The following is a 21,142-nucleotide window of genomic DNA, read 5'->3' as shown; positions in this document are numbered from 1 at the left end:
CTGGTCTAGCTTTTCAGCAGTTTCAGGGCCTTCTCGGTCATGGCGACGCAGGCCTTGGTATTGCCTTGCTCCTGGGCCTGGGCGGCTTTTTCCTGCAGGCGCATGGCTTGCTCCTGAACGCTGTCGCTGCGGTGGGTGCTCTGCATGCTCTCGTCGATCTTCTGCAGGTTGTCGTCGCAGCGGTCGGCGGCGAAAACCGGCGACGCGAGCAGCGCGGCGCTGATGAACAGAATGGCGGTTTTCATGGTGCGATACCTGTAAGGCTGAACATGGCACAGGCGGCGTCTCGCCAGGCGAGCGGGGCCTGAACGGTGGACCGCCCGTGGCTCGCCGGGGTTCAGGAATTCTGCGCGGACGGCAGCTCCACCAGTACCCCAAGGCCTGCGCCGCCCAGGCCGGGGTGCAGGCTGATGCGGCCCTGGTGGATCTCCACCACGCGCTTGACGATCGGCAGGCCCAGGCCGCTGCCACCGCTGCCGGCGGCCACGCTGGGGCTGCGGTAAAAGCGGGTGAAGATGGCCGCCTGCTCGGCGGCGACGACGCCGGGGCCGGAGTCCAGCACCCACAGCTGTACCTGCTGGTCGACGGTCGCCAGGCGCACTTCCACGTGGCCGCCCTCGGGGGTGTAGCGCAGGGCGTTGCCGACCAGGTTGCCGAGCATGATGCCCAGCCACACCGGCACGCCCATGATCGCGCCGCCCTGGCTGTCCAGGGTCAGCTCGATGCGCTTGTCGATGGCCTGGGGCGCCAGCTCGGCGATGGTTTCCTCGCTGAGCTGGGCGAGGTCGACGCGGGCGAAGGTCTCGTGCAGTTCTTCGTTGTCCAGGCGCGCCAGCAGGAGGATCTGCTCCATCAGCGTGCCGATGCGCTCGACGCTGCGGCTGACCTGCTGCAGGCCGTGGGCGTGCACCGCCGGGTCGGAGGAGCGCAGCGCCACCTGGGCGTGGGTGCGCAGGCTGGCCAGCGGCGTACGGATTTCGTGGGCGGCGTCGCTGGTCAGGCGGCGCTCGGCTTCCATCGCCTGGCCCAGGCGCTCCAGCAGCAGGTTGAGTTCGTTGACCAGGCTGTGCACTTCCACCGGCGCGCGGTTCAGCGCCAGCGGCTGCAGGCTGCGCGCGCTGCGCTGGTGCAGTTGCGCGGTCAGCCCGTACAAGGGCGCCAGGCCACGGCTGACCCCCAGCCACACCAGCAGGGCGAGCAACGGCAGGGCCAGCAGCAGCGGGAACAGTGCGCTGAGCAGCAGCAGGTGCAGGGTGTGGCTGCGGTGGTGGAGGTTCTCGACGATCCAGATGCGCGCGCGCTGGTCGCTGGTGCTCAGTTGCAGGATGCGCCAGTGGTTGCCGGCCTGTTCCAGCTCGGAGAAGCCGGGGCCCTGCTGCTCGGCTTCGGGCGGCAGGCCGGGGGTGGCGAACAGGCGCTGGTCGGTGTACCACAGCGAGTAGCCCAGGGCGGATTCGCGGCGCACCAGCGGCAGGCCCTCGATGGCCTTGCGGCTGCGGGCGATCAGCTCGCCCATGCCGCCGGGGGAGATGTGGTCGTCGGCGACGTCGACCAGGCGCAGCGCGGCCTCGCCGAAGTCGACCATGTCCTCGTCGTACAGGCGGTTCACCTGGCGCAGCGCCAGGTGGTAGGTGAGGGTGCCGGCCAGCAGCCAGCACAGGGTCACGCCGCCGATCAGCAACAGCAGCAGGCGCCGGCTCAGCGAACCGGCGCGGTGCGCGCGACCGTTGCCGCTCAAGCGCCGTCCTTGGGTCGGTCGATACCGTAGCCGATGCCGCGCACGGTGCGGATCAGCTCGTTGCCGAGCTTGCGCCGCAGGTGATGCACGTGGACCTCGATGGCGTTGCTTTCCAGCTCGCCGTCCCAGCCATACAGCGCCTCGACCAGGCGCGTGCGCGAAAGCACCTTGCCGCGCTGTTCCAGCAGCAGGCGCAGCAGCGCGTATTCGCGCGGCGCCAGTTCCACCTGCTCGCCGGCCAGGCTGACGTGGTGGGTGGCCGGGTCCACGCGCAGCTCGCCATGTTCCAGCAGCGGCTGGGCGCGGCCGGTGTGACGGCGGGTGAGGGCGCGCACGCGGGCCAGCAGTTCGTCGAGGTCGAAGGGCTTGCTCAGGTAGTCGTCGGCGCCGGCGTCGAGGCCGGCGACGCGGTCGGCCACCTTGTCGCGGGCGGTGAGGATCAGCACCGGGGTCATGTCGCCGCGCTTGCGCAGGCCGCGCAGCACTTCCATGCCGTCGCGGCGCGGCAGGCCGAGGTCGAGCACCAGCAGGTCGAATTCGTCGGTGGCCAGGGCCTGGTCGGCGGCCACGCCGTCGGTGACCCAGTCCACGGTGTCGCCTTCCAGGCCCAGCCCGGCGCGGATGCCGTCGCCCAGCAGGGGGTCGTCTTCAGCCAGCAGGATTCGCATGTTCCGTCCTCTTTCGCGGGGGCGCCGCGAGCGTTCCGAGCAGGATAGCCGCAGCGGCGGTTTCGCGGCAGAGGCTGGCAGCGCTCGCTTAACGCGCGGTTAAGACAGCCACGTAGGGCGAATAACGCCTACGGCGTTATCCGCCATCGTGCCCGGGCCGTGATGTGCCGGGGCAGCGGCGGATAACCGCGAACGGTTATCCGCCCTACGCGGGGCTGATCCGCGGGTCTACGCCTGCGCGCGCGGGCGGGTGACGCGGTCCACCAGGTAGACCACGCCGTGATAGTCGATGCCGCTGTGGGCGCTCAGGCCGATCTCGCAGGTGCGGCTGGTGGAGACGCCTTCGTCGCAGTACTGCACCGCGTCCTTCAGGCTGCGCAGCGAGTGGGCGTTGAGTTCCGGGGTGGTGAAGCCCTTGTCGCCGGCGAAGCCGCAGCAGTGGATGCCCTCGGGGATTACCACTTCGCTGGCGCAGCGGCGCACCAGGTCGATCAGCGCCTGGCTTTCGCCCAGGTGCTGGGTGCTGCAGGTGACGTGCACCGCCACCGGCTTGTCCAGCGGCTGGAACTCCAGGCGCTCGACCAGGAAGCTGCGGATGAACTTCACCGGATCGTAGATCTTCAGCCGGCTGTCGGCCAGGTCCTGGACCAGGCGCAGGGTGCAGGGGCTGGTGTCGCAGTAGATCGGGTCGAGGCCGCCACGGCTGGCTTGCAGCAGCGCGGCGAGCAGCTCGTCGCGCTTGTCGTCGGCCTGCTGCTGGTAGCCCTTGGAGGCGAACGGCTGGCCGCAGCAGAGGTTGTCGGCGTTGTCCGGGAACACCACCTGGTAGCCGGCTTTCTCCAGTAGCTGGCGGGTCTTGTCGATCAGCGGCACCTGCTCTTCGTCGCTGGCTGCCGGGCCCATGGCGCGGGACACGCAGGCGGTCAGGTAGACCACGCGCGGGCGGCTGTCGTCGAGGCTGCGCGGTGGCGCCGGCAGGCGCACCGGTTGCGGCATCGCCGGGTTCCACTGCGGCACGCGGCCCTTGCTGGCGTGGCTGATGGAGGCGCTGACGCTGGCCAGGCGCGGCGCGCCGAGGAGCCTGCGCGCGCCGTTGGCGACGTGGAGCATGAAGCGCGCGCCCTGCATGGCGGTGGCGAAGTTGCGCGCCAGCCAGGTGGCGGTGCCGGGGTGGCGGGTTTCCTCGCCGCGCAGTTTCTTCACCAGCTCGCCGGTGTTGATGTTCACCGGGCAGCGCTGGGCGCACAGGCCGGTGGCGGCGCAGGTGTCGATGCCCTGGTACTGGTAGTCGCGCTCCAGCTGCGTGGTGTCGATGCCGCTGCGGCGCTTGGCCTGGATGTCGCGCCACATGACGATGCGCTGGCGCGGGCTGAGGGTCAGCCCCTTGGACGGGCAGACCGGCTCGCAGAAGCCGCATTCGATGCACTTGTCGACGATCTCGTCGGCGGCCGGCAGCGGCTTGAGGTTCTTCAGGTGCAGTTGCGGGTCGTCGGTGAGGATCACCCCGGGGTTGAGGATGCCCTGCGGGTCGAGCAGGCGCTTGAGCTGCCACATCAGCTGGTAGGCGTCGTGGCCCCACTCCAGCTCGACGAAGGGCGCCATGTTGCGCCCGGTGCCGTGCTCGGCCTTCAGCGAGCCGCCGTACTCCACCGCCACCAGGTGCGCCACGTCGTCCATGAAGGCCGAGTAGCGCGCCACCTGCGCGGGCGAATCGAAGCCCTGGGTGAAGACGAAGTGCAGGTTGCCCTCCAGCGCGTGGCCGAACAGGATCGCCTCGTCGTAGCCATGCTTGTCGAACAGCTCGATCAGGCGGTTCACGCCTTCGGCCAGCTTCTCGACGGGGAAGGTGACGTCCTCGATGATCACCGTGGTGCCGGTCTCGCGCACCGCGCCCACAGCCGGGAAGGTGTCCTTGCGGATGCGCCAGAGCTGGTTGTAGACCACCGGGTCTTCGCTGAAGTCGACCTGTTTCTCCACCGGGAAGTCGGCGATGGAGGCCATGATCTGCGCCAGCTGTTCGTGCAGCAGCGTCTGGGTGGCCGCGCGGGATTCGATGAGCAACGCGCAGGCGCCGGCGGACAGGCTCTTCACCCACACCGGCATGCCCTGCATGTTCTCTACCGAGCGCAGGCTGCGGCGGTCGAGCAGCTCCACGGCGGACACCGGCTGCAGCTTGAGCACCGGCACGGCCTTGCAGCAGGTTTCCACGTCGGGGAAGACGATCAGCGCGCTGGCCTTGTGCGGGTGGTCCGGCACGGTGTCGTAGGTCACCGCGCTGATGAAGCCGAGGGTGCCCTCGGAGCCGACCATCAGGTGGGTGAGGATGTCCAGCGGCTGGTCGTAGTCCACCAGCGCGTTGAGGGAGAAGCCGGTGGTGTTCTTCAGCCGGTACTTGTGGCGGATCTTCGCTGCCAGCTCGGGGTTGGCGCGGGTCTGCCGGCCCAGCTCGGCCAGGCGCTCCAGGGTGTCGCCATGGCTGGCGCGGAAGGCGTCGAGGCTGGCCTCGTCCTCGCTGTCCAGCAGGGTGCCGTCGGCCAGCAGCAGGCGCATACCGGCCAGGGTGTTGTAGCTGTTCTGCGCGGTGCCGCAGCACATGCCGCTGGCGTTGTTGGCGACGATGCCGCCGATCTTGCAGGCGTTGATCGAGGCCGGGTCCGGGCCGATCTTGCGGCCGAAGGGCGCCAGCCAGGCGTTGGCCTGCGCGCCGATCACGCCGGGCTGCAGGCGGATCTGCTCGCCGCCGGCGCGGATGTCGCGGCCGTTCCAGTTGTCGCCGAGGACCAGCAGCACCGAGTCGCTGACCGCCTGGCCGGAAAGACTGGTGCCGGCCGCGCGGAAGGTCACCGCCACTTGTTGGGCGTGAGCGGCGCGCAGCAGGGTGCGCACCTCGTCTTCGCTCTCGACGCGGATCACCAGCTTGGGGATCAGCCGGTAGAAGCTGGCGTCGGTGCCGAAGGCCAGGGTCGAGAGGGGATCATCGAAACGCCGCTCGCGCGGGATCAGGTGTTCTACCGTGTCGAGGAAAGCGGCGGGCAAGCTCATGGCGGCTCCGGTCATCATCGGTGAGCGTGGACCGCTGGACGGCCCATCGGTGTTCTTTTGGTTCGAACGCGCGCGGGCACGTTCTTTTGTAGGAGCGAGCTTGCTCGCGAACCCGGTGGGCTCGGAGTTGGGCAGGTTCGCGAGCAAGCTGGGGGGCTTCAGGCGCCCAGTTCGCGGACCAGCGAATCGCGGCTGATCTCGCCGATGGTCTTGGCGCCGGTCAGCACCATGGCCACGCGCATTTCCTTCTCGATCAGCTCCAGCAGGTTGCGCACGCCGGCTTCGCCGTCCACCGCCAGGGCGTAGAGGAAGGCGCGGCCGAGCAGCACGCTGTCGGCGCCGAGGGCGATCATGCGCACCACGTCGAGGCCGTTGCGGATGCCGGAGTCGGCGAGGATGGTCAGCTCGCCCTTCACCGCGTCGGCGATGGCCGGCAGGGCGCGGGCGCTGGAGAGTACGCCGTCGAGCTGGCGGCCGCCGTGGTTGGAGACGACGATGCCGTCGGCGCCGAATTTCACCGCGTCCCTGGCGTCTTCCGGGTCGAGGATGCCCTTGATCACCATCGGGCCGTCCCAGAAGTCGCGGATCCATTCCAGGTCCTTCCAGGAGATCGATGGGTCGAAGTTGGCGCCCAGCCAGCCGATGTAGTCGGCCAGGCCGGTGGGGTTGCCACGGTACCTGGAGATGTTGCCGAGGTCGTGCGGGCGGCCGAGCAGGCCCACGTCCAGGGCCCACTGCGGATGGGTCATGGCCTGCCACATGCGGCGCATGGGGGCGTTCGGGCCGCTCATGCCGGAGTGCGCGTCGCGGTAGCGGGCGCCGGGCACCGGCATGTCCACGGTGAACACCAGGGTGGTGACCCCGGCGGCCTTGGCGCGCTCCAGGGCGTTCTTCATGAAGCCGCGGTCCTTCAGCACGTAGAGCTGGAACCACATGGGCCGGTCGATGGCCGGCGCCACTTCCTCGATCGGGCATACCGAGACGGTCGACAGGGTGAAGGGCACGCCCTTCGACGCCGCCGCGCGCGCCGCCTGTACTTCTCCACGGCGGGCGTACATGCCGGTCAGGCCGACCGGGGCGAGGGCCACTGGCATCGCCAGGGTCTCGTTGAACAGCCGGGTTTCCAGGCTCAGCTCGGACATGTTCTTCAGCACGCGCTGGCGCAGGGCGATGTCCGACAGGTCCGCCACGTTGCGGCGCAGGGTGTGCTCGGCGTAGGCGCCGCCATCTGCGTAGTGGAACAGGAAGGGCGGAATCTTGCGTTGGGCCGCGGCGCGGTAGTCGGTGGAGGCGGAAATGATCATCTGGCAGGGCACCGGTTGGGGTGGACGGTGAGGGCCGGGCCCCGCTACGCAGCGGGAGCCCGGCAGGTACAGCTTAGTGAACGAGCATGCCGGTGAAGACATAGGCCTGCAGCAGGGTGATCACACCGATCACCGCGGCGAACAGCAGGCTGTGCTTCAGGGTGAAGCGGAACAGGTCGGATTCCTTGCCGACCATGCCGGTGGCGGCGCAGGCCACGGCGATGGATTGCGGCGAGATCATCTTGCCGGTCACGCCGCCGGTGGTGTTGGCGGCCACCAGCAGGGTGTCGTTGACCCCGATCTGGTGCGCGGTGGTGCCCTGCAGGGCGCCGAACAGCGCGTTGGAGGAGGTGTCCGAACCGGTCAGGAACACGCCCAGCCAGCCGAGGAACGGCGAGAAGAACGGGAAGGCCGCGCCGGTGCCGGCGAGCACCAGCGCCAGGGTGGTGGACATGCCGGAGAAGTTGGTGACGAAGGCGAACGCCAGCACCATGCCGATGGACAGCACCGGCCACTTCAGCTCGATCAGGGTTTCCTTGAAAGTGGTCAGACCAGTTTTCGCGGTGATGCGCAGGATGACCATCGAGATGATCGCGGAGATCAGGATCGCGGTGCCGGTGGCGGCTAGCGGGTCGAACTTGAACACGGCCGGCAGGGCGGTGGCGGCCGCGGCGATCGGCGGGCCCTTGAACACCAGTTGGTCGAGGCCGGGGATCGGGAAGTTGAACACCAGGCTATAGAGCGCGCCGCCGGGCAGGAACATGGCCTTGAACGGTTTCAGGGTCCAGATGGTGACCAGCACGGTGAGCACCAGGAACGGCGACCAGGCCTTGATGATCTCGCCGGCGCTGTACGGCGAGGGTTCGGCACGCGGCGCGCTGCCGCCGCCAGCGACGGCTGCACCGCCGGAGACGCCGAGCACTTCGGTGGCGTTGGCCGGCTGCCAGACCTTGAGGAACAGGGTCAGGCACACCAGGCTGATCAGCGCGGAGGTGATGTCCGGCAGTTCCGGGCCGATGAAGTTGGAAGTGAAGTACTGGCTGACGGCGAAGCTGCCGCCGGCGACCAGGGCGGCCGGCCAGGTTTCCTTCACGCCTTTCACGCCGTCCATCATGAACACCAGCCAGAACGGTACCAGCAACGACAGCAGCGGCAGCTGGCGGCCGGCCATGGCGCCGATCTTGAAGGCGTCGATGCCCGAGACCTGGCCGGCGACGATGATCGGGATGCCCAGGGCGCCGAAGGCCACCGGCGCAGTGTTGGCGATCAGGCACAGGCCCGCGGCGTACAGCGGGTTGAAGCCCAGGCCGACGAGCAGGGCGGCGGTGATCGCCACCGGTGCGCCGAAGCCGGCCGCGCCCTCGAGGAAGGCGCCGAACGAGAAGCCGATCAGCAGCACCTGCAGGCGCTGGTCGGAGGTGATCGAGAGCACCGAGCTGCGGATGATCTCGAACTGCCCGCTCTTCACCGTCAGCTTGTACAGGAACACCGCCGCGATGATGATCCAGGCGATCGGCCAGAGGCCGTAGAGGAAGCCGTAGAAGGCGGCGCCCAGGGCCTTGCCGACCGGCATGCCGTAGGCGGCGATGGCGACGATGATGGACAGGATCAGGGTGATGGTGCCGGCGACGTGGCCTTTGAGGCGGAACACGGCGAGGGCGAGGAAGAAGAATACGATCGGGATCACGGCGACCAGCGCCGACAGGCCGAGGCTGCCGAGCGGGGTGTAGATCTGCTGCCAGGTTTGCATGCTCTTGTGGCTCCTAATTGTTTTTTGATTGGAGTCTTGCGCCGTGTCGTGGAGTTGGCCGCCCACTCCGGAAGGGCAGTGGCGTCGGGCGGATGAACGTCTCGGCGTTACCTCTGAAAAATTGGTAAGACCAATTTACAAAAGCGAGTGCTCAGGGTAAAAGCATGGCCTGTAGCCTGTCAATTTGCGGTGCTACAACTTTTGTCGGACAACGCGCGCCCGCCGCTGGATGGGCTTGTTGCCGGCCCCGTCGCTGGGTAGGCTGCGCGCCCTTGCGCAATGGCCCCGCGATGGCGCGGCGAATGAGGTTGGAAAGAATGGCTTTCAGTCAGGTGCGGCAGCGCCGCTTGTCGGACGACATTGTCGAGCGCCTAGAGGCGATGATCCTCGAAGGCACGCTCAAGGCCGGCGAACGCCTGCCTGCCGAGCGCGTGCTCGCCGAGCAGTTCGGGGTATCGCGGCCGTCGCTGCGCGAGGCGATCCAGAAGCTGGTGGCCAAGGGGCTGCTGATCAGCCGCCAGGGTGGCGGCAACTATGTGGCCGAGGCGCTGGGCTCGACATTCAGCGACCCGCTGCTGCACCTGCTGGAGAGCAACCCGGAGGCGCAGCGCGACCTGCTGGAGTTCCGCCACACCCTGGAAGGCTCATGCGCCTATTACGCCGCGCTGCGCGCCACCGAGGTGGACCATCAGCGCCTGACCAGCGCCTTCGAGACGCTGCAGGACTGCTACCAGCGCAACGACAAGGTCAGCGAAGAGGAGGGGGCGGCGGACGCGAGCTTCCACCTGGCCATCGCCGAGGCGAGCCACAACACGGTGCTGCTGCATACCATTCGCGGCCTGTTCGACCTGCTCAAGCACAACGTGGTGACCAACATCGGCGGCATGTACGCCCAGCGCGCGGAAACCCGCGAGCAGCTGATGCGCCAGCACCGCGAGCTGTACGACGCGATCATGCAGGGCAAGGCCGAGGAGGCGCGGGATATCTCGCACCGGCACATTTCCTACGTGCAGGAAGTGCTGGAAGAATCGCAGGACGAAGTACGCCGCCTGCAGCGCGCGCAGCGCCGCCTGGGCGTCTGAATCGAACCGGCAGGAGCGAGCTGGCTCGCTCCTGCGCAAAGCGGCTGGGTCAGTCGTCCTTGCCGTGCCGAATGGCGCGCTGGATCTCGCGATCGGAATCGCGTTCCTTCTCGGTGTCGCGCTTGTCGTACTCTTTCTTGCCCTTGGCCAAGGCGATCTCGCACTTGATCAGGTGCTTCTTCCAGTACATCGACAGCGCCACGCAGGCGTAGCCCTTCTGCTGCACCGCGCCGAACAGCTTGCCCAGCTCGCGCTTGTGCAGCAGCAGCTTGCGCGTGCGCACCGGGTCGGCGATGACGTGGGTGCTGGCGGTGGTCAGCGGGGTGATGTGACTGCCCAGCAGCCAGGCCTCGCCGTCCTTGAGCAGCACGTAGCTGTCCACCAGCTGGGCCTTGCCCGCGCGCAGGCTCTTGACCTCCCAGCCGGCGAGGGCGATGCCCGCCTCGAAGCGTTGCTCGATGAAGTAGTCGTGCAGAGCCTTCTTGTTCTGCGCGATGGTCCCCTGAGGGTGTTTCTTCTGTTTAGCCATAGGCCGCGCATTATAGGGAGTCGCTCGCCGCGCCGCCATCGGCGGCGGTCAATTCGGGGTGCGGCGGGATGCGCGCTTGAGGGTGGGTGGCTAATCTCGGAGAATGCGCGCTGTTTTTCGTACCGATGGAAGCCGGCCCGCCGGCGTCCGCCACTGCAGAAGCGAGACCCTTATGAGCACGCATATCCAGCGTTCGGCCCTGCTGCCTTACCCCGCGAAGGCGCTGTACGACCTGGTCAACGATGTGGCGCGCTATCCGGAGTTCCTCCCCTGGTGCTCGACGAGCAAGGTGCTGGAGGAGAGCGAGACGGCGATGCGCGCCGAGCTTGGCGTGGCCAAGGGCAGCCTGTCGCAGCGCTTCACCACGCGCAACGTGCTGGTGCCCGGGCAGAGCATCGAGATGAACCTGGAGGAGGGGCCGTTCTCCGAGCTGCATGGCGTGTGGACCTTCAAGGCCCTCGGCGACAAGGCCTGCAAGATCACCCTCGACCTGACCTTCGACTACGCCGGCGCCCTGGTCAAGGCGACCCTCGGTCCGCTGTTCACCCAGGCCGCCAATACCATGGTCGACGCCTTCTGCCAGCGCGCCAAGCAGCTGCATGGCTGAGACGCGCAGCATTGCCATCGAGGTGGTCTGCGCGCTGCCCGAGCGGCAGCGCCTGCTGCGCCTGAGCGTGCCCTACGGCACCTGCGTGCGCGAGGCGGTGGCGCTCTCCGGCATCGCCGCGCAATTTCCCGAGCTGGATGTGCCGAACAGCCCGCTGGGGATTTTCGGCAAGGCGGTGGTCGACCCGGATTCCCGGGTGCTGGAGGAGGGCGAGCGGGTCGAGGTCTACCGGCCGTTGATCGCCGACCCCAAGGAAGTGCGCAAGCGCCGCGCGGCTCGCGCGAAGGCGGAGAAGGGCTGAGGCGTTACCTCTGGATACGAAAAAGCCCGGCATTGGCCGGGCTTTTTTCTGCGCCGCAGAATTACTGCGGATTTTTCTCCAGCGGTTCCGGAGTCGGTACGGCGACCGGTTTGGCCTCGTCGACTTCGCGCTGCAGTTGCTCTTCCACGGAGCCCGGCTTGGCCGGCGTTTCCTTGGGTTGTTCCGGCTTCTGCTGCTGCGGCTGCTCGGGCGAGGAGGGCGTGGATTCCTTGCCGAGGATGGCCTCGTCGCGGCTCACGCCGGGGCGGAAGTCGCCGTTCAGGCCGATCAGCTGATCGTCCTTGTTGAACTGCAGCGAGACGCGCTCCTGCTGGCGCTGACCGCCACCGGGCTGGATGCTGTACAGGTAGTCCCAGCGCTCGGGGTGGAAGGTGTCGACGATCAGCGGGTTGCCCATGATAAACCGCACTTGGCGTCGGGTCATTCCCGGCTTCAACTGGTCTATCATGTCTTGTGTCACGACGTTGCCTTGCTGGATGTCGATCTTGTAGACCCCCGGGAAAGAACAACCGGCGAGTGCGGCTAGCCCCATCGCGAATGCGAGACTGGTCAGCATGAGCTTGGTGTTTTGCATCAGGGGGTGACTTCCACTATCTTGGCTGGGCGACGAAATCCCGATCATACCTGCATTGAAGGATGCTGCGAAGCATTCCGCGCCGAGAAAGCACACATGGTTGAAAATAGCGAACTGCGCAAGGCCGGCCTTAAAGTCACCCTGCCGCGCGTCAAGATCCTGCAGATGCTCGACTCCGCCGAGCAGCGCCACATGAGCGCCGAGGATGTCTACAAGGCGCTGATGGAGGCTGGCGAGGATGTCGGTCTGGCTACCGTGTATCGCGTTCTGACCCAATTCGAAGCCGCCGGTCTGGTGGTGCGCCACAATTTCGATGGCGGTCACGCGGTGTTCGAACTGGCCGATAGCGGCCACCACGACCACATGGTCTGCGTGGATACCGGCGAAGTCATCGAGTTCATGGACTCGGAGATCGAGAAGCGCCAGAAGGAAATCGTCAGGGAGCGCGGCTTCGAGCTCGTGGACCACAACCTGGTCCTGTACGTGCGCAAGAAGAAATAAGCGTGCCTTGAACGTGAAAACGGCGACCTCGGGTCGCCGTTTTCGTTTCCGGGGTGTGCGGTGGGCGTTTCAAGCAACGTTGGTGGGTAGAGGGCGCCTGGTCCGAGATAGTCGAAGGTTCCAGTGCGACTCGCGGATGAGATCCGCTGCACGGCCCCAATCCATGCCATTCCCTCGTAGGGCGCATAACGCCTACGGCGTTATCCGCCGTTTTCATCGGGCATTGGTGCATTGGCCGGCGGCGGATAACCGCGAACGGTTATGCGCCCTACGCGAATCGCGGACGGAATCCGCTCCTGCGATTTTCAGCCTTGCAGTGCGCGGTCCACCATCTTGCGGGCGTGGGCCAGGGATTCCTTGGTCATGTCCACGCCGCCGAGCATCCGGGCGATTTCCTCGATGCGTTCGGCCTTCTTCAGGTTGGCCACGGCGGTGCGGGTCTCGCTGCTGCCGCGCTCCTTGTGCACGAACAGGTGCTGGTGGCCCTGGGCGGCGACCTGCGGCAGGTGGGTCACGGTCAGTACCTGGCCGCGCTCGCCCAGGCGACGCAGCAGCTGCCCGACCACCTCGGCGGTGGGGCCGCCGATGCCGACGTCCACTTCGTCGAACACCAGGGTGGGGATGCGCGAGGTCTGCGCGGTGATCACCTGGATGGCCAGGCTGATGCGCGACAGCTCGCCGCCGGAGGCGACCCGCGCCAGGCCCTTGAGTGGCTGGCCGGGGTTGGCGCTGACGAGGAATTCCACTTGCTCCAGGCCGTTGACCTGCGGTTCGTCGTTCGGCGCATCGCGCAGTTCGATGGCGAAGCGCCCGCCGGGCATGCCCAGCCGCTGCATTTCGGTTTCCACCAGAGCGGCCAGCTGCGGCGCGGCCTGGCGGCGCAGGGTGCTGAGCTCGCCGGCCTTTTCCTGGTAGTGGCGCGCGTAGGCGGCCAGTTCCTCGCCGAGGCGTTCGAGCGCCTCGTCGTCGGCGTTCAGCGCCTCCAGTTCGTCGAGCAGGCGTTGTTGCAGCTCCAGCAGTTCGTGGGGCTGCACGCGGTGCTTGCGGGCCAGGCCATAGATGGCATCCATGCGTTCTTCCAGCAGTTGCAGGCGGCCGGGGTCGGCATCGAAGTTGTCGACGAAGCGGTTCAGCTCGCCCACCGCTTCCTCAACCTGGATCTGCGCGCTGGAGAGCAGGGTCACCGCCTCGCCCAGCGCCTGCGGCTGGCTCTGGAAGGCGGTCAGGCGGTTGAGTGCGGCGGTCAGCACCGAAAGCACGTTGCCGGCGTCGCTTTCGCTGCACATGTCCACCACCTGGCGGCAGGCGCCGAGCAGCGCGCCGGCGTTGCTCAGGGTGCGGTGCTCGTTCTCCAGTTCCTGCAGCTCGTTGTCGCCCAGGGCGAGGTTGTCCAGTTCGTCGAGCTGGTAGCTGAGCAGCTGGTGGCGGGCGCGCTGCTCGTCGCCGCTGCGCGACAGGCGGTCGAGCTCGTGGCGCGTCTGCTTCCAGCGCTGTGCGGCCAGTTGTACCTGGCGCGCGAGCTCCTGGCTGGCGGCGTACTCGTCGAGCAGGCGGCGGTGGGTGTCGGCCTTCAGCAGCGACTGGTGTTCGTGCTGGCTGTGGATGTCGATGAGCAGCTCGCCCAGGGCCTTGAGGTCGCCCAGGGTGCAGGGCGTGCCGTTGATGTAGCCACGCGAGCGTCCCTCGGCGGTGATCACCCGGCGCAGGATGCACGGGCCGTCCTGCTCCAGGTCGCGCTCGGCGAGCCAGTCGCGGGCCTCGGCTATCGCGCTGACGTCGAAGCTGGCGAGGATGTCCGCCTTGTCCGCGCCGGGGCGTACCACGCCGCTGTCGGCGCGGTCGCCCAGGGCCAGGCCGAGGGCGTCGAGCATGATCGACTTGCCGGCGCCGGTTTCACCGGTGATCACGCTCATGCCGGCGGCTAGCTCGAGATCGAGATGCTCGACGATGGCGTAGTTGTGCACGGACAGGTGGACCAGCATGGTGGCGGCTCCGGTGAAAGATCTGGTTATTTATACAGTATTTTTCCGCTGTGGCAATTCACCGCTCGCCCCTTGAACCGGCGCAAATGGACCCCATATAGCCGGCAGAGCTGCGAGCCATTGGGTTCGCTTTGTTTTCAAAGGCTTTTTCTTTTTTTAGGAGAGAGGCATGTCTGACGAGCAACAGACTCAGGATTCGCAACAGAACGAGCAGCCGGAACAGGCCGCCGGCGACCTGAACGCCCGCGTGCTGGAGCTTGAGGAGCAGGTCGCTGCCGCCAAGGACCAGAGCCTGCGCGTCGCCGCCGAGCTGCAGAACGTGCGCCGTCGCGCCGAGCAGGATGTCGAGAAGGCGCACAAGTTCGCCCTGGAGAAGTTCTCCGGCGACCTGCTGCCGGTGGTCGACACCCTGGAGCGCGCGCTGGAGATGTCGAACCCGGACGACGAGGCGATCAAGCCGATGCGCGAAGGCATCGAGCTGACCCTCAAGATGTTCCACGACACCCTGAAGCGCTACAACCTCGAACCGGTCGACCCCCACGGCGAGCCGTTCAACCCCGAGCACCATCAGGCGATGGCCATGCAGGAGAGCGCTCACCTGGAGCCCGGCAGCGTGGTCAAGGTGTTCCAGAAGGGCTACCTGCTCAACGGTCGCCTGTTGCGTCCGGCGATGGTGGTGGTCAGCAAGGCGCCTGAACAGACCCCGCCTTCGATCGACGAAAAGGCTTGAAATCCACCACCCGGTCCCCATCTGGGTAATCAACCGAGCACAAGGTCCGCAGCGGGATCAGCACGGAATCTAATTTCTGGAGAGTGAATATGGGCAAAATCATCGGTATCGACCTGGGGACCACCAACTCCTGCGTCTCCATCCTCGAAAACGGTAGCGTCAAGGTGATCGAGAACGCCGAAGGCGCTCGCACCACCCCGTCGATCATCGGCTACGCCAACGACGGCGAAATCCTGGTCGGCCAGCCGGCCAAGCGCCAGGCGGTCACCAACCCGAAGAACACCCTGTACGCGGTGAAGCGTCTGATCGGCCGTCGCTTCGAAGAAGACGTCGTGCAGAAAGACATCAAGATGGTGCCTTACAACATCGTCAAGGCTGACAACGGCGACGCCTGGGTCGAGGCCAAGGGCCAGAAGATGGCTCCGCCGCAGGTCTCCGCCGAAGTCCTGAAGAAGATGAAGAAGACCGCCGAGGACTACCTGGGCGAGCCGGTCACCGAAGCGGTCATCACCGTCCCGGCCTACTTCAACGACAGCCAGCGCCAGGCCACCAAGGACGCCGGCCGTATCGCCGGTCTGGACGTCAAGCGCATCATCAACGAACCGACCGCGGCAGCCCTGGCCTATGGCCTGGACAAGGCCAAGGGCGACCACACCATCATCGTCTACGACCTGGGCGGCGGTACCTTCGACGTGTCGGTGATCGAGATCGCCGAAGTCGATGGCGAGCACCAGTTCGAAGTGCTGGCCACCAACGGCGACACCTTCCTCGGTGGTGAAGACTTCGACCTGCGCCTGATCGACTACCTCGTCGACGAGTTCAAGAAAGAAACCGGCATGGACCTCAAGGGCGACCCGCTGGCCATGCAGCGCCTGAAAGAGGCTGCCGAGAAGGCCAAGATCGAGCTGTCCTCGACCCAGCAGACCGACGTCAACCTGCCGTACATCACCGCTGACGCCAGCGGCCCGAAACACCTGAACGTGAAGGTGTCCCGCGCCAAGCTGGAGTCCCTGGTGGAAGACCTGGTGACCCGTACCATCGAGCCCTGCCGCGTAGCCCTGAAGGACGCCGGCCTGGACGTGTCGAAGATCGACGAAGTGATCCTCGTCGGTGGCCAGACCCGTATGCCGCTGGTGCAGAAGACCGTCGCCGAGTTCTTCGGCAAGGAAGCGCGCAAGGACGTCAACCCGGACGAAGCCGTCGCCATGGGCGCCGCGATCCAGGGCGCCGTGCTGGCCGGTGACGTCAAGGACGTCCTGCTGCTCGACGTCACCCCGCTGACCCTGGGTATCGAAACCCTGGGTGGCGTGATGACCGCGCTGATCGACAAGAACACCACCATCCCGACCAAGAAGTCGCAGGTGTTCTCCACCGCCGACGACAACCAGGGCGCCGTGACCATCCACGTGCTGCAGGGCGAGCGCAAGCAAGCCGCGCAGAACAAGTCGCTGGGCAAGTTCGACCTGGCCGACATTCCGCCGGCCCCGCGCGGCGTACCGCAGATCGAAGTGACCTTCGACATCGACGCCAACGGCATCCTGCACGTCGGCGCGAAGGACAAGGCCACCGGCAAGCAGCAGTCCATCGTGATCAAGGCCTCTTCCGGTCTGTCCGAGGACGAGATCCAGCAAATGGTGCGTGACGCCGAGGCCAACGCCGAGGAAGACCGCAAGTTCGAGGAACTGGCCGCCGCCCGCAACCAGGGTGACGCGCTGGTCCACGCGACTCGCAAGATGGTCACCGAGGCTGGCGACAAGGCCACCGCCGAGGAAAAGGCAGCCATCGAGAAAGCGCTGAGCGACCTGGAAGCCGCCGTGAAGGGCGACGACAAGGCCGATATCGAAGCGAAGATGAACGCGCTGTCCCAGGCGTCCACCCCGCTGGCGCAGAAGATGTACGCCGAGCAGCCGCAGCCGGGCGCCGAAGCCCAGGCTGGCGATGCCGACCACAAGGCCGGCGACGACGTGGTCGACGCCGAGTTCGAAGAGGTCAAGGAGAACAAGTAAGCCGCGTGCTTGCTTCCGCTCCGGCGCACCGACCAGCGTGTCGGTGCGCATGAAACGTCGCGCGGGGGCTTGCTCCCGCGTCGGCGTGTCTGGGGGAGAGGTTTTCAAGGTGCAAAGAATTTATGGCCAAACGTGATTTCTACGAGGTACTGGGTGTCGAGCGTGGCGCCAGCGAAGCGGACCTGAAAAAGGCCTATCGCCGGCTGGCCATGAAGTACCACCCGGACCGCAATCCCGGCGACAAGGAGGCCGAGGATAAATTCAAGGAGGCCAACGAGGCGTACGAGATCCTGTCCGACGCCAGCAAGCGCGCGGCCTACGACCAGTACGGTCACGCCGGCGTCGACCCGCAGATGGGTGGCGGCGGTGGCGGCTTCGGCGGCGGCGCGAGCTTCTCGGACATCTTCGGCGACGTCTTCAGCGACTTCTTCGGGGGCGGCGGTCGCGGCGGTGGCCGTGGCGGCCCGCAGCGTGGCGCGGACCTGCGCTACACCCTCGACCTGGACCTGGAAGACGCGGTTCGCGGCACCACCGTGACCATCCGCGTGCCCACCCTGGTCGGCTGCAAGACCTGCAGCGGCAGCGGCGCCAAGCCCGGCACCTCGCCGGTCACCTGCACCACCTGCGGCGGCATCGGCCAGGTGCGCATGCAGCAGGGCTTCTTCTCGGTGCAGCAGACCTGCCCGCGTTGCCATGGCAACGGCAAGATGATCAGCGACCCGTGCGGCACCTGCCACGGCCAGGGCCGTGTCGAGGAGCACAAGACCCTGTCGGTGAAAGTGCCGGCCGGCGTCGACACCGGCGACCGCATCCGCCTGACCGGCGAAGGCGAAGCCGGGGCCCACGGTGGCCCGTCGGGCGACCTCTACGTGGTGGTCAACGTGCGTGAGCACGACATCTTCCAGCGCGACGGCAAGCACCTGTACTGCGAAGTGCCGATCAGCTACGCCGACGCCGCCCTGGGTGGCGAGCTGGAAGTGCCGACGCTGGATGGCCGGGTCAAGCTGAAGATCCCCGAGGGCACCCAGACCGGCAAGCTGTTCCGCCTGCGCGGCAAGGGCGTGGCCCCGGTGCGCGGCGGTGGCGCCGGCGACCTGATGTGCCGCGTCGTCGTGGAAACGCCGGTGAACCTGAACAAGCGTCAGCGCGAACTGCTGGAAGAGTTCCGTGGCAGCCTGCAGGGCGATACGTCCCACTCGCCCAAGGCTAGTGGCTGGTTCGAAGGCATGAAGCGCTTCTTCGACGATCTATGACCTCAGGGCCGCAAGTCGCGGGCCGCAGCTCCCATGAGCTGCGCCCGCGGCCTGCGGCTTGCAGCTTGGAGCTGGTTTTATGCGACGTATAGCCGTAATGGGCGCCGCCGGGCGCATGGGCAAGATTCTCATCGAGGCGGTGCAGCAGACCAATGGTGGCGCCGGCCTTACCGCGGCGATCGACCGTCCAGACAGCACCCTGGTCGGTGCCGACGCCGGCGAGCTGGCCGGCCTTGGCCGCATCGGCGTGCCGCTGTCGGGTGACCTGGCGAAGGTGGTCGACGAGTTCGACGTGCTGATCGACTTCACCCACCCCAGCGTGACCCTGAAGAACCTGGAAGTCTGCCGCAAGGCCGGCAAGGCCATGGTCATCGGCACCACCGGCTTCAGCGCCGAGGAAAAGGCCCTGCTGGGCGAGGCCGCGAAGGAGATTCCGATCGTCTTCGCCGCCAACTACAGCGTCGGCGTCAACCTCTGCCTGAAGCTGCTGGACACCGCTGCCCGCGTGCTCGGCGACGAAGTGGATATCGAGATCATCGAGGCTCACCACCGGCACAAGGTCGACGCGCCGTCCGGCACCGCCCTGCGCATGGGCGAAGTGGTGGCCAACGTCCTGGGGCGTGACCTGGAGAAGGTGGCGGTCTACGGTCGCGAGGGCCAGACCGGCGCCCGCGAGCGCGAGACCATCGGCTTCGCCACCGTGCGCGCCGGCGACGTGGTGGGCGACCACACCGTGCTGTTCGCCGCTGACGGCGAGCGCGTGGAGATCACCCACAAGGCCTCCAGTCGCATGACTTTCGCCCGTGGCGCGGTGCGCGCGGCGCTCTGGCTGGAAGGGCAGGGTAACGGCCTGTATGACATGCAGGACGTCCTCAGCCTGCGCTGAAGAACCCGTCACGATCTGCTGCGCGTCGGCATAGCGGCGTTGAAAACAGGCGAGCGATGCTCATTTAGCAGCCTAAACTGCGCGCTCTCGCCTGTTTTCGCCTAGCTCTGCTCTAGCTCGCGAGGTCGTGAACAGGTTCTGACACGACCCAGCGGTAGCGCCGTACGTCGTGCAAAAGGTGGACCATTATGTCGCGTTTCTGTAAACTACAGATTTAGTGTGTCCACTAAAAGCAGCGCAGAATGAACCAAATAAAAAGCGGGATGACCTCATCAGATGTCATCCCGCTTTTTTACAACCTGCGTACGCCCAGCCAGGCTTGATTTACGGGAGGTCTTCTTGACTAAGCCAGCCATACTTGCACTTGCCGACGGCAGCATTTTTCGCGGTGACGCCATCGGTGCCGACGGTCACACCGTCGGCGAGGTGGTGTTCAACACCGCCATGACCGGCTACCAGGAAATCCTTACCGATCCTTCCTATGCCCAGCAGATCGTCACCCTGACCTACCCGCACATCGGCAACACCGGGACCACCCCGGAAGACGCCGAGGCCAACCGTGTCTGGGCCGCCGGCCTGATCATCCGCGACCTGCCGCTGCTGGCCAGCAGCTGGCGCAACAAGCAGTCGCTGCCGGATTACCTGAAAGAGAACGGCACCGTCGCCATCGCCGGCATCGACACCCGCCGCCTGACCCGCATCCTGCGCGAGAAGGGTTCGCAGAACGGCTGCATCCTGGTCGGCGACGACGCCACCGAGGAAAAGGCCCTGGAGCTGGCGCGCGCCTTCCCCGGCCTGAAGGGCATGGACCTGGCCAAGGTGGTGTCCTCCACCGAGAAGTACGAGTGGCGCTCCAGCGTGTGGAACCTGGAAACCGACAGCCACCCGGAAATCGCCGCCGCCGACCTGCCGTACCACGTGGTCGCCTACGATTTCGGCGTCAAGCTGAACATCCTGCGCATGCTGGTCGCTCGTGGCTGCCGCCTGACCGTGGTGCCGGCGCAGACCTCGGCCAGCGAAGTGCTGGCGCTGAACCCGGACGGCATCTTCCTCTCCAACGGCCCTGGCGACCCCGAGCCGTGCGACTACGCCATCCAGGCCATCCGCGAGTTCCTCGAGACCGAGATCCCGGTATTCGGCATCTGCCTCGGCCACCAGCTGCTGGCCCTGGCCTCCGGCGCCAAGACCCTGAAGATGGGCCACGGCCACCATGGCGCCAACCACCCGGTGCAGGACCTGGACAGCGGCGTGGTGATGATCACCAGCCAGAACCACGGCTTCGCGGTGGAAGAAGAAACCCTGCCGGGCAACCTGCGCGCTACCCACAAGTCGCTGTTCGACGGCACCCTGCAGGGCATCGAGCGTACCGACAAGGTCGCCTTCAGCTTCCAGGGCCACCCGGAAGCCAGCCCCGGCCCGCACGACGTCGCGCCGCTGTTCGACCGTTTCATCTCGGCCATGGCCGAGCGTCGCTGAGATCGGCGAAGAGGTAAGCGAAGATGATGCCGACCCTGGGAATCACCGACCTCTGGACCTACGTCCTGGGCACGCTGTTCATCGTCCTGCTGCCGGGGCCGAACTCGCTGTTCGTGCTCGCCACCGCCGCCCAGCGCGGCGTCGGCGCCGGCTACCGGGCGGCCAGCGCGGTGTTCCTCGGCGACGCCGTGCTGATGCTGCTGTCGGCCCTGGGCATCGCCTCGCTGCTCAAGGCCGAGCCGATGCTGTTCCTCGGCCTCAAGTACGTCGGCGCCGCCTACCTGTTCTACCTGGGCCTCGGCATGCTCCGTGGCGGCCTGCAGAAGCTGCGCCGCCCGCTGACCGAAGTCGCCCCGGTGAAGGATGTCGATGTCGCCCAGCCGTTCCGCAAGGCGCTGCTGCTGAGCCTGTCGAACCCCAAGGCGATCCTCTTCTTCGTGTCCTTCTTCATCCAGTTCGTCGACCCGGGCTACGCCTACCCCGGCGTGTCGTTCCTGGTGCTGGGCACGATCCTCGAGGTCATCAGCGCCCTCTACCTCAGCTTCCTGATCTTTTCCGGTGTGCGCCTGGCGGCCTGGTTCCGCCGTCGGCAACGCCTGGCCGCCGGCGCTTCCAGCGGTGTCGGCGCCCTGTTCGTCGGCTTTGGCGTGAAGCTGGCCAGCGCAACCCTTTCCTGAATATTGCAACGAGAG

At 66.8% G+C, this 21,142-nt stretch carries 19 protein-coding genes; 10 read left to right on the top strand and 9 right to left on the bottom strand.

Going from position 1 to position 21,142, the window contains the following annotated elements; all coding sequences use genetic code 11:
* Positions 1–5: 5 nt before the first annotated feature.
* From P3W75_RS20860 to P3W75_RS20835, 6 genes are all read right to left on the bottom strand, one after another.
* A complete protein-coding gene (locus P3W75_RS20860) occupies positions 6–245 on the bottom strand; it encodes a hypothetical protein (RefSeq protein WP_276229207.1) in 240 nt (79 codons plus the stop codon).
* Positions 246–337: 92 nt separating this feature from the next.
* Positions 338–1,738: a sensor histidine kinase gene (locus tag P3W75_RS20855; RefSeq protein WP_276229206.1), complete on the bottom strand. Its 1,401-nt coding sequence runs from the start codon at positions 1,736–1,738 to the stop codon at positions 338–340.
* Positions 1,735–2,406 carry a response regulator gene (locus P3W75_RS20850; RefSeq protein ID WP_276229205.1) on the bottom strand — a complete coding sequence of 224 codons (672 nt, stop codon included), beginning with the start codon at positions 2,404–2,406 and terminating at the stop codon, positions 1,735–1,737. Before P3W75_RS20850 ends, P3W75_RS20855 begins: the two co-directional genes overlap by 4 nt.
* A 228-nt stretch (positions 2,407–2,634) precedes the next feature.
* The gene (locus P3W75_RS20845) at positions 2,635–5,448 is read right to left on the bottom strand and encodes an FAD-binding and (Fe-S)-binding domain-containing protein (protein ID WP_276229204.1); all 2,814 of its coding nucleotides are present in this window, start codon (positions 5,446–5,448) and stop codon (positions 2,635–2,637) included.
* Between the two features lie 158 nt (positions 5,449–5,606).
* Positions 5,607–6,752, bottom strand: coding sequence for an FMN-dependent L-lactate dehydrogenase LldD (lldD, locus tag P3W75_RS20840; protein WP_276229203.1), 1,146 nt, complete (start codon positions 6,750–6,752; stop codon positions 5,607–5,609).
* A gap of 73 nt (positions 6,753–6,825) precedes the next feature.
* Complete coding sequence (locus P3W75_RS20835; protein ID WP_276229202.1) at positions 6,826–8,502, bottom strand: lactate permease LctP family transporter; 1,677 nt, start codon at positions 8,500–8,502, stop codon at positions 6,826–6,828.
* Between the two features lie 317 nt (positions 8,503–8,819).
* Here P3W75_RS20835 and P3W75_RS20830 point away from each other — a divergent pair, with 317 nt between their 5' ends.
* Positions 8,820–9,584, top strand: coding sequence for an FCD domain-containing protein (locus P3W75_RS20830; RefSeq protein WP_276229201.1), 765 nt, complete (start codon positions 8,820–8,822; stop codon positions 9,582–9,584).
* Positions 9,585–9,633: 49 nt separating this feature from the next.
* On the opposite strand, the gene smpB is transcribed toward P3W75_RS20830, so the two are convergent.
* Positions 9,634–10,113: an SsrA-binding protein SmpB gene (smpB, locus tag P3W75_RS20825; RefSeq protein WP_276229200.1), complete on the bottom strand. Its 480-nt coding sequence runs from the start codon at positions 10,111–10,113 to the stop codon at positions 9,634–9,636.
* 172 nt (positions 10,114–10,285) lie between these two features.
* Here smpB and P3W75_RS20820 point away from each other — a divergent pair, with 172 nt between their 5' ends.
* Together P3W75_RS20820 and P3W75_RS20815 are read left to right on the top strand one after the other, a co-directional pair.
* Entirely contained in the window at positions 10,286–10,720 is a 435-nt protein-coding gene (locus P3W75_RS20820; RefSeq protein ID WP_276229199.1) for a type II toxin-antitoxin system RatA family toxin, read from the top strand.
* Positions 10,713–11,021, top strand: coding sequence for an RnfH family protein (locus P3W75_RS20815; protein ID WP_276229198.1), 309 nt, complete (start codon positions 10,713–10,715; stop codon positions 11,019–11,021). The genes P3W75_RS20820 and P3W75_RS20815 overlap by 8 nt, the downstream gene beginning before the upstream one ends.
* 61 nt (positions 11,022–11,082) lie before the next feature.
* Here the strand turns inward: P3W75_RS20815 and P3W75_RS20810 are convergent, their stop codons facing one another.
* The gene (locus P3W75_RS20810; protein ID WP_276229197.1) at positions 11,083–11,616 is read right to left on the bottom strand and encodes an outer membrane protein assembly factor BamE; all 534 of its coding nucleotides are present in this window, start codon (positions 11,614–11,616) and stop codon (positions 11,083–11,085) included.
* Positions 11,617–11,712: 96 nt separating this feature from the next.
* Here P3W75_RS20810 and fur point away from each other — a divergent pair, with 96 nt between their 5' ends.
* Entirely contained in the window at positions 11,713–12,117 is a 405-nt protein-coding gene (fur, locus tag P3W75_RS20805; RefSeq protein ID WP_015478949.1) for a ferric iron uptake transcriptional regulator, read from the top strand.
* 305 nt (positions 12,118–12,422) lie between these two features.
* On the opposite strand, the gene recN is transcribed toward fur, so the two are convergent.
* Positions 12,423–14,099 carry a DNA repair protein RecN gene (recN, locus tag P3W75_RS20800; protein WP_276229196.1) on the bottom strand — a complete coding sequence of 559 codons (1,677 nt, stop codon included), beginning with the start codon at positions 14,097–14,099 and terminating at the stop codon, positions 12,423–12,425.
* A 169-nt stretch (positions 14,100–14,268) separates the two neighbouring features.
* Between recN and grpE the strand changes: the two genes are divergently transcribed.
* The 6 genes from grpE (at position 14,269) to leuE (ending at position 21,127) form a co-directional block, all read left to right on the top strand.
* Complete coding sequence (gene grpE, locus P3W75_RS20795; protein ID WP_276229195.1) at positions 14,269–14,829, top strand: nucleotide exchange factor GrpE; 561 nt, start codon at positions 14,269–14,271, stop codon at positions 14,827–14,829.
* Positions 14,830–14,918: 89 nt separating this feature from the next.
* A complete protein-coding gene (gene dnaK, locus P3W75_RS20790) occupies positions 14,919–16,835 on the top strand; it encodes a molecular chaperone DnaK (RefSeq protein WP_276229194.1) in 1,917 nt (638 codons plus the stop codon).
* Between the two features lie 122 nt (positions 16,836–16,957).
* Complete coding sequence (gene dnaJ, locus P3W75_RS20785) at positions 16,958–18,088, top strand: molecular chaperone DnaJ (RefSeq protein WP_276229193.1); 1,131 nt, start codon at positions 16,958–16,960, stop codon at positions 18,086–18,088.
* A gap of 79 nt (positions 18,089–18,167) precedes the next feature.
* Positions 18,168–18,974 (top strand): 4-hydroxy-tetrahydrodipicolinate reductase, encoded by an 807-nt coding sequence (gene dapB, locus P3W75_RS20780; RefSeq protein WP_276229192.1) that lies wholly within the window; start codon positions 18,168–18,170, stop codon positions 18,972–18,974.
* A 339-nt stretch (positions 18,975–19,313) separates the two neighbouring features.
* The gene (carA, locus tag P3W75_RS20775) at positions 19,314–20,450 is read left to right on the top strand and encodes a glutamine-hydrolyzing carbamoyl-phosphate synthase small subunit (RefSeq protein WP_276229191.1); all 1,137 of its coding nucleotides are present in this window, start codon (positions 19,314–19,316) and stop codon (positions 20,448–20,450) included.
* A gap of 26 nt (positions 20,451–20,476) precedes the next feature.
* On the top strand, positions 20,477–21,127 hold the full coding sequence (gene leuE / locus P3W75_RS20770; protein ID WP_276229210.1) for a leucine efflux protein LeuE: 651 nt from the start codon (positions 20,477–20,479) through the stop codon (positions 21,125–21,127).
* The last annotated feature ends 15 nt before the right edge of the window (positions 21,128–21,142 follow it).

It is taken from the genome of Pseudomonas citronellolis (assembly GCF_029335315.1).
GTDB lineage: Bacteria > Pseudomonadota > Gammaproteobacteria > Pseudomonadales > Pseudomonadaceae > Pseudomonas > Pseudomonas citronellolis_A.
The sequence above is the reverse complement of the archived record's forward strand: the minus strand, read 5'-3'. Positions and strand labels throughout refer to the sequence as shown.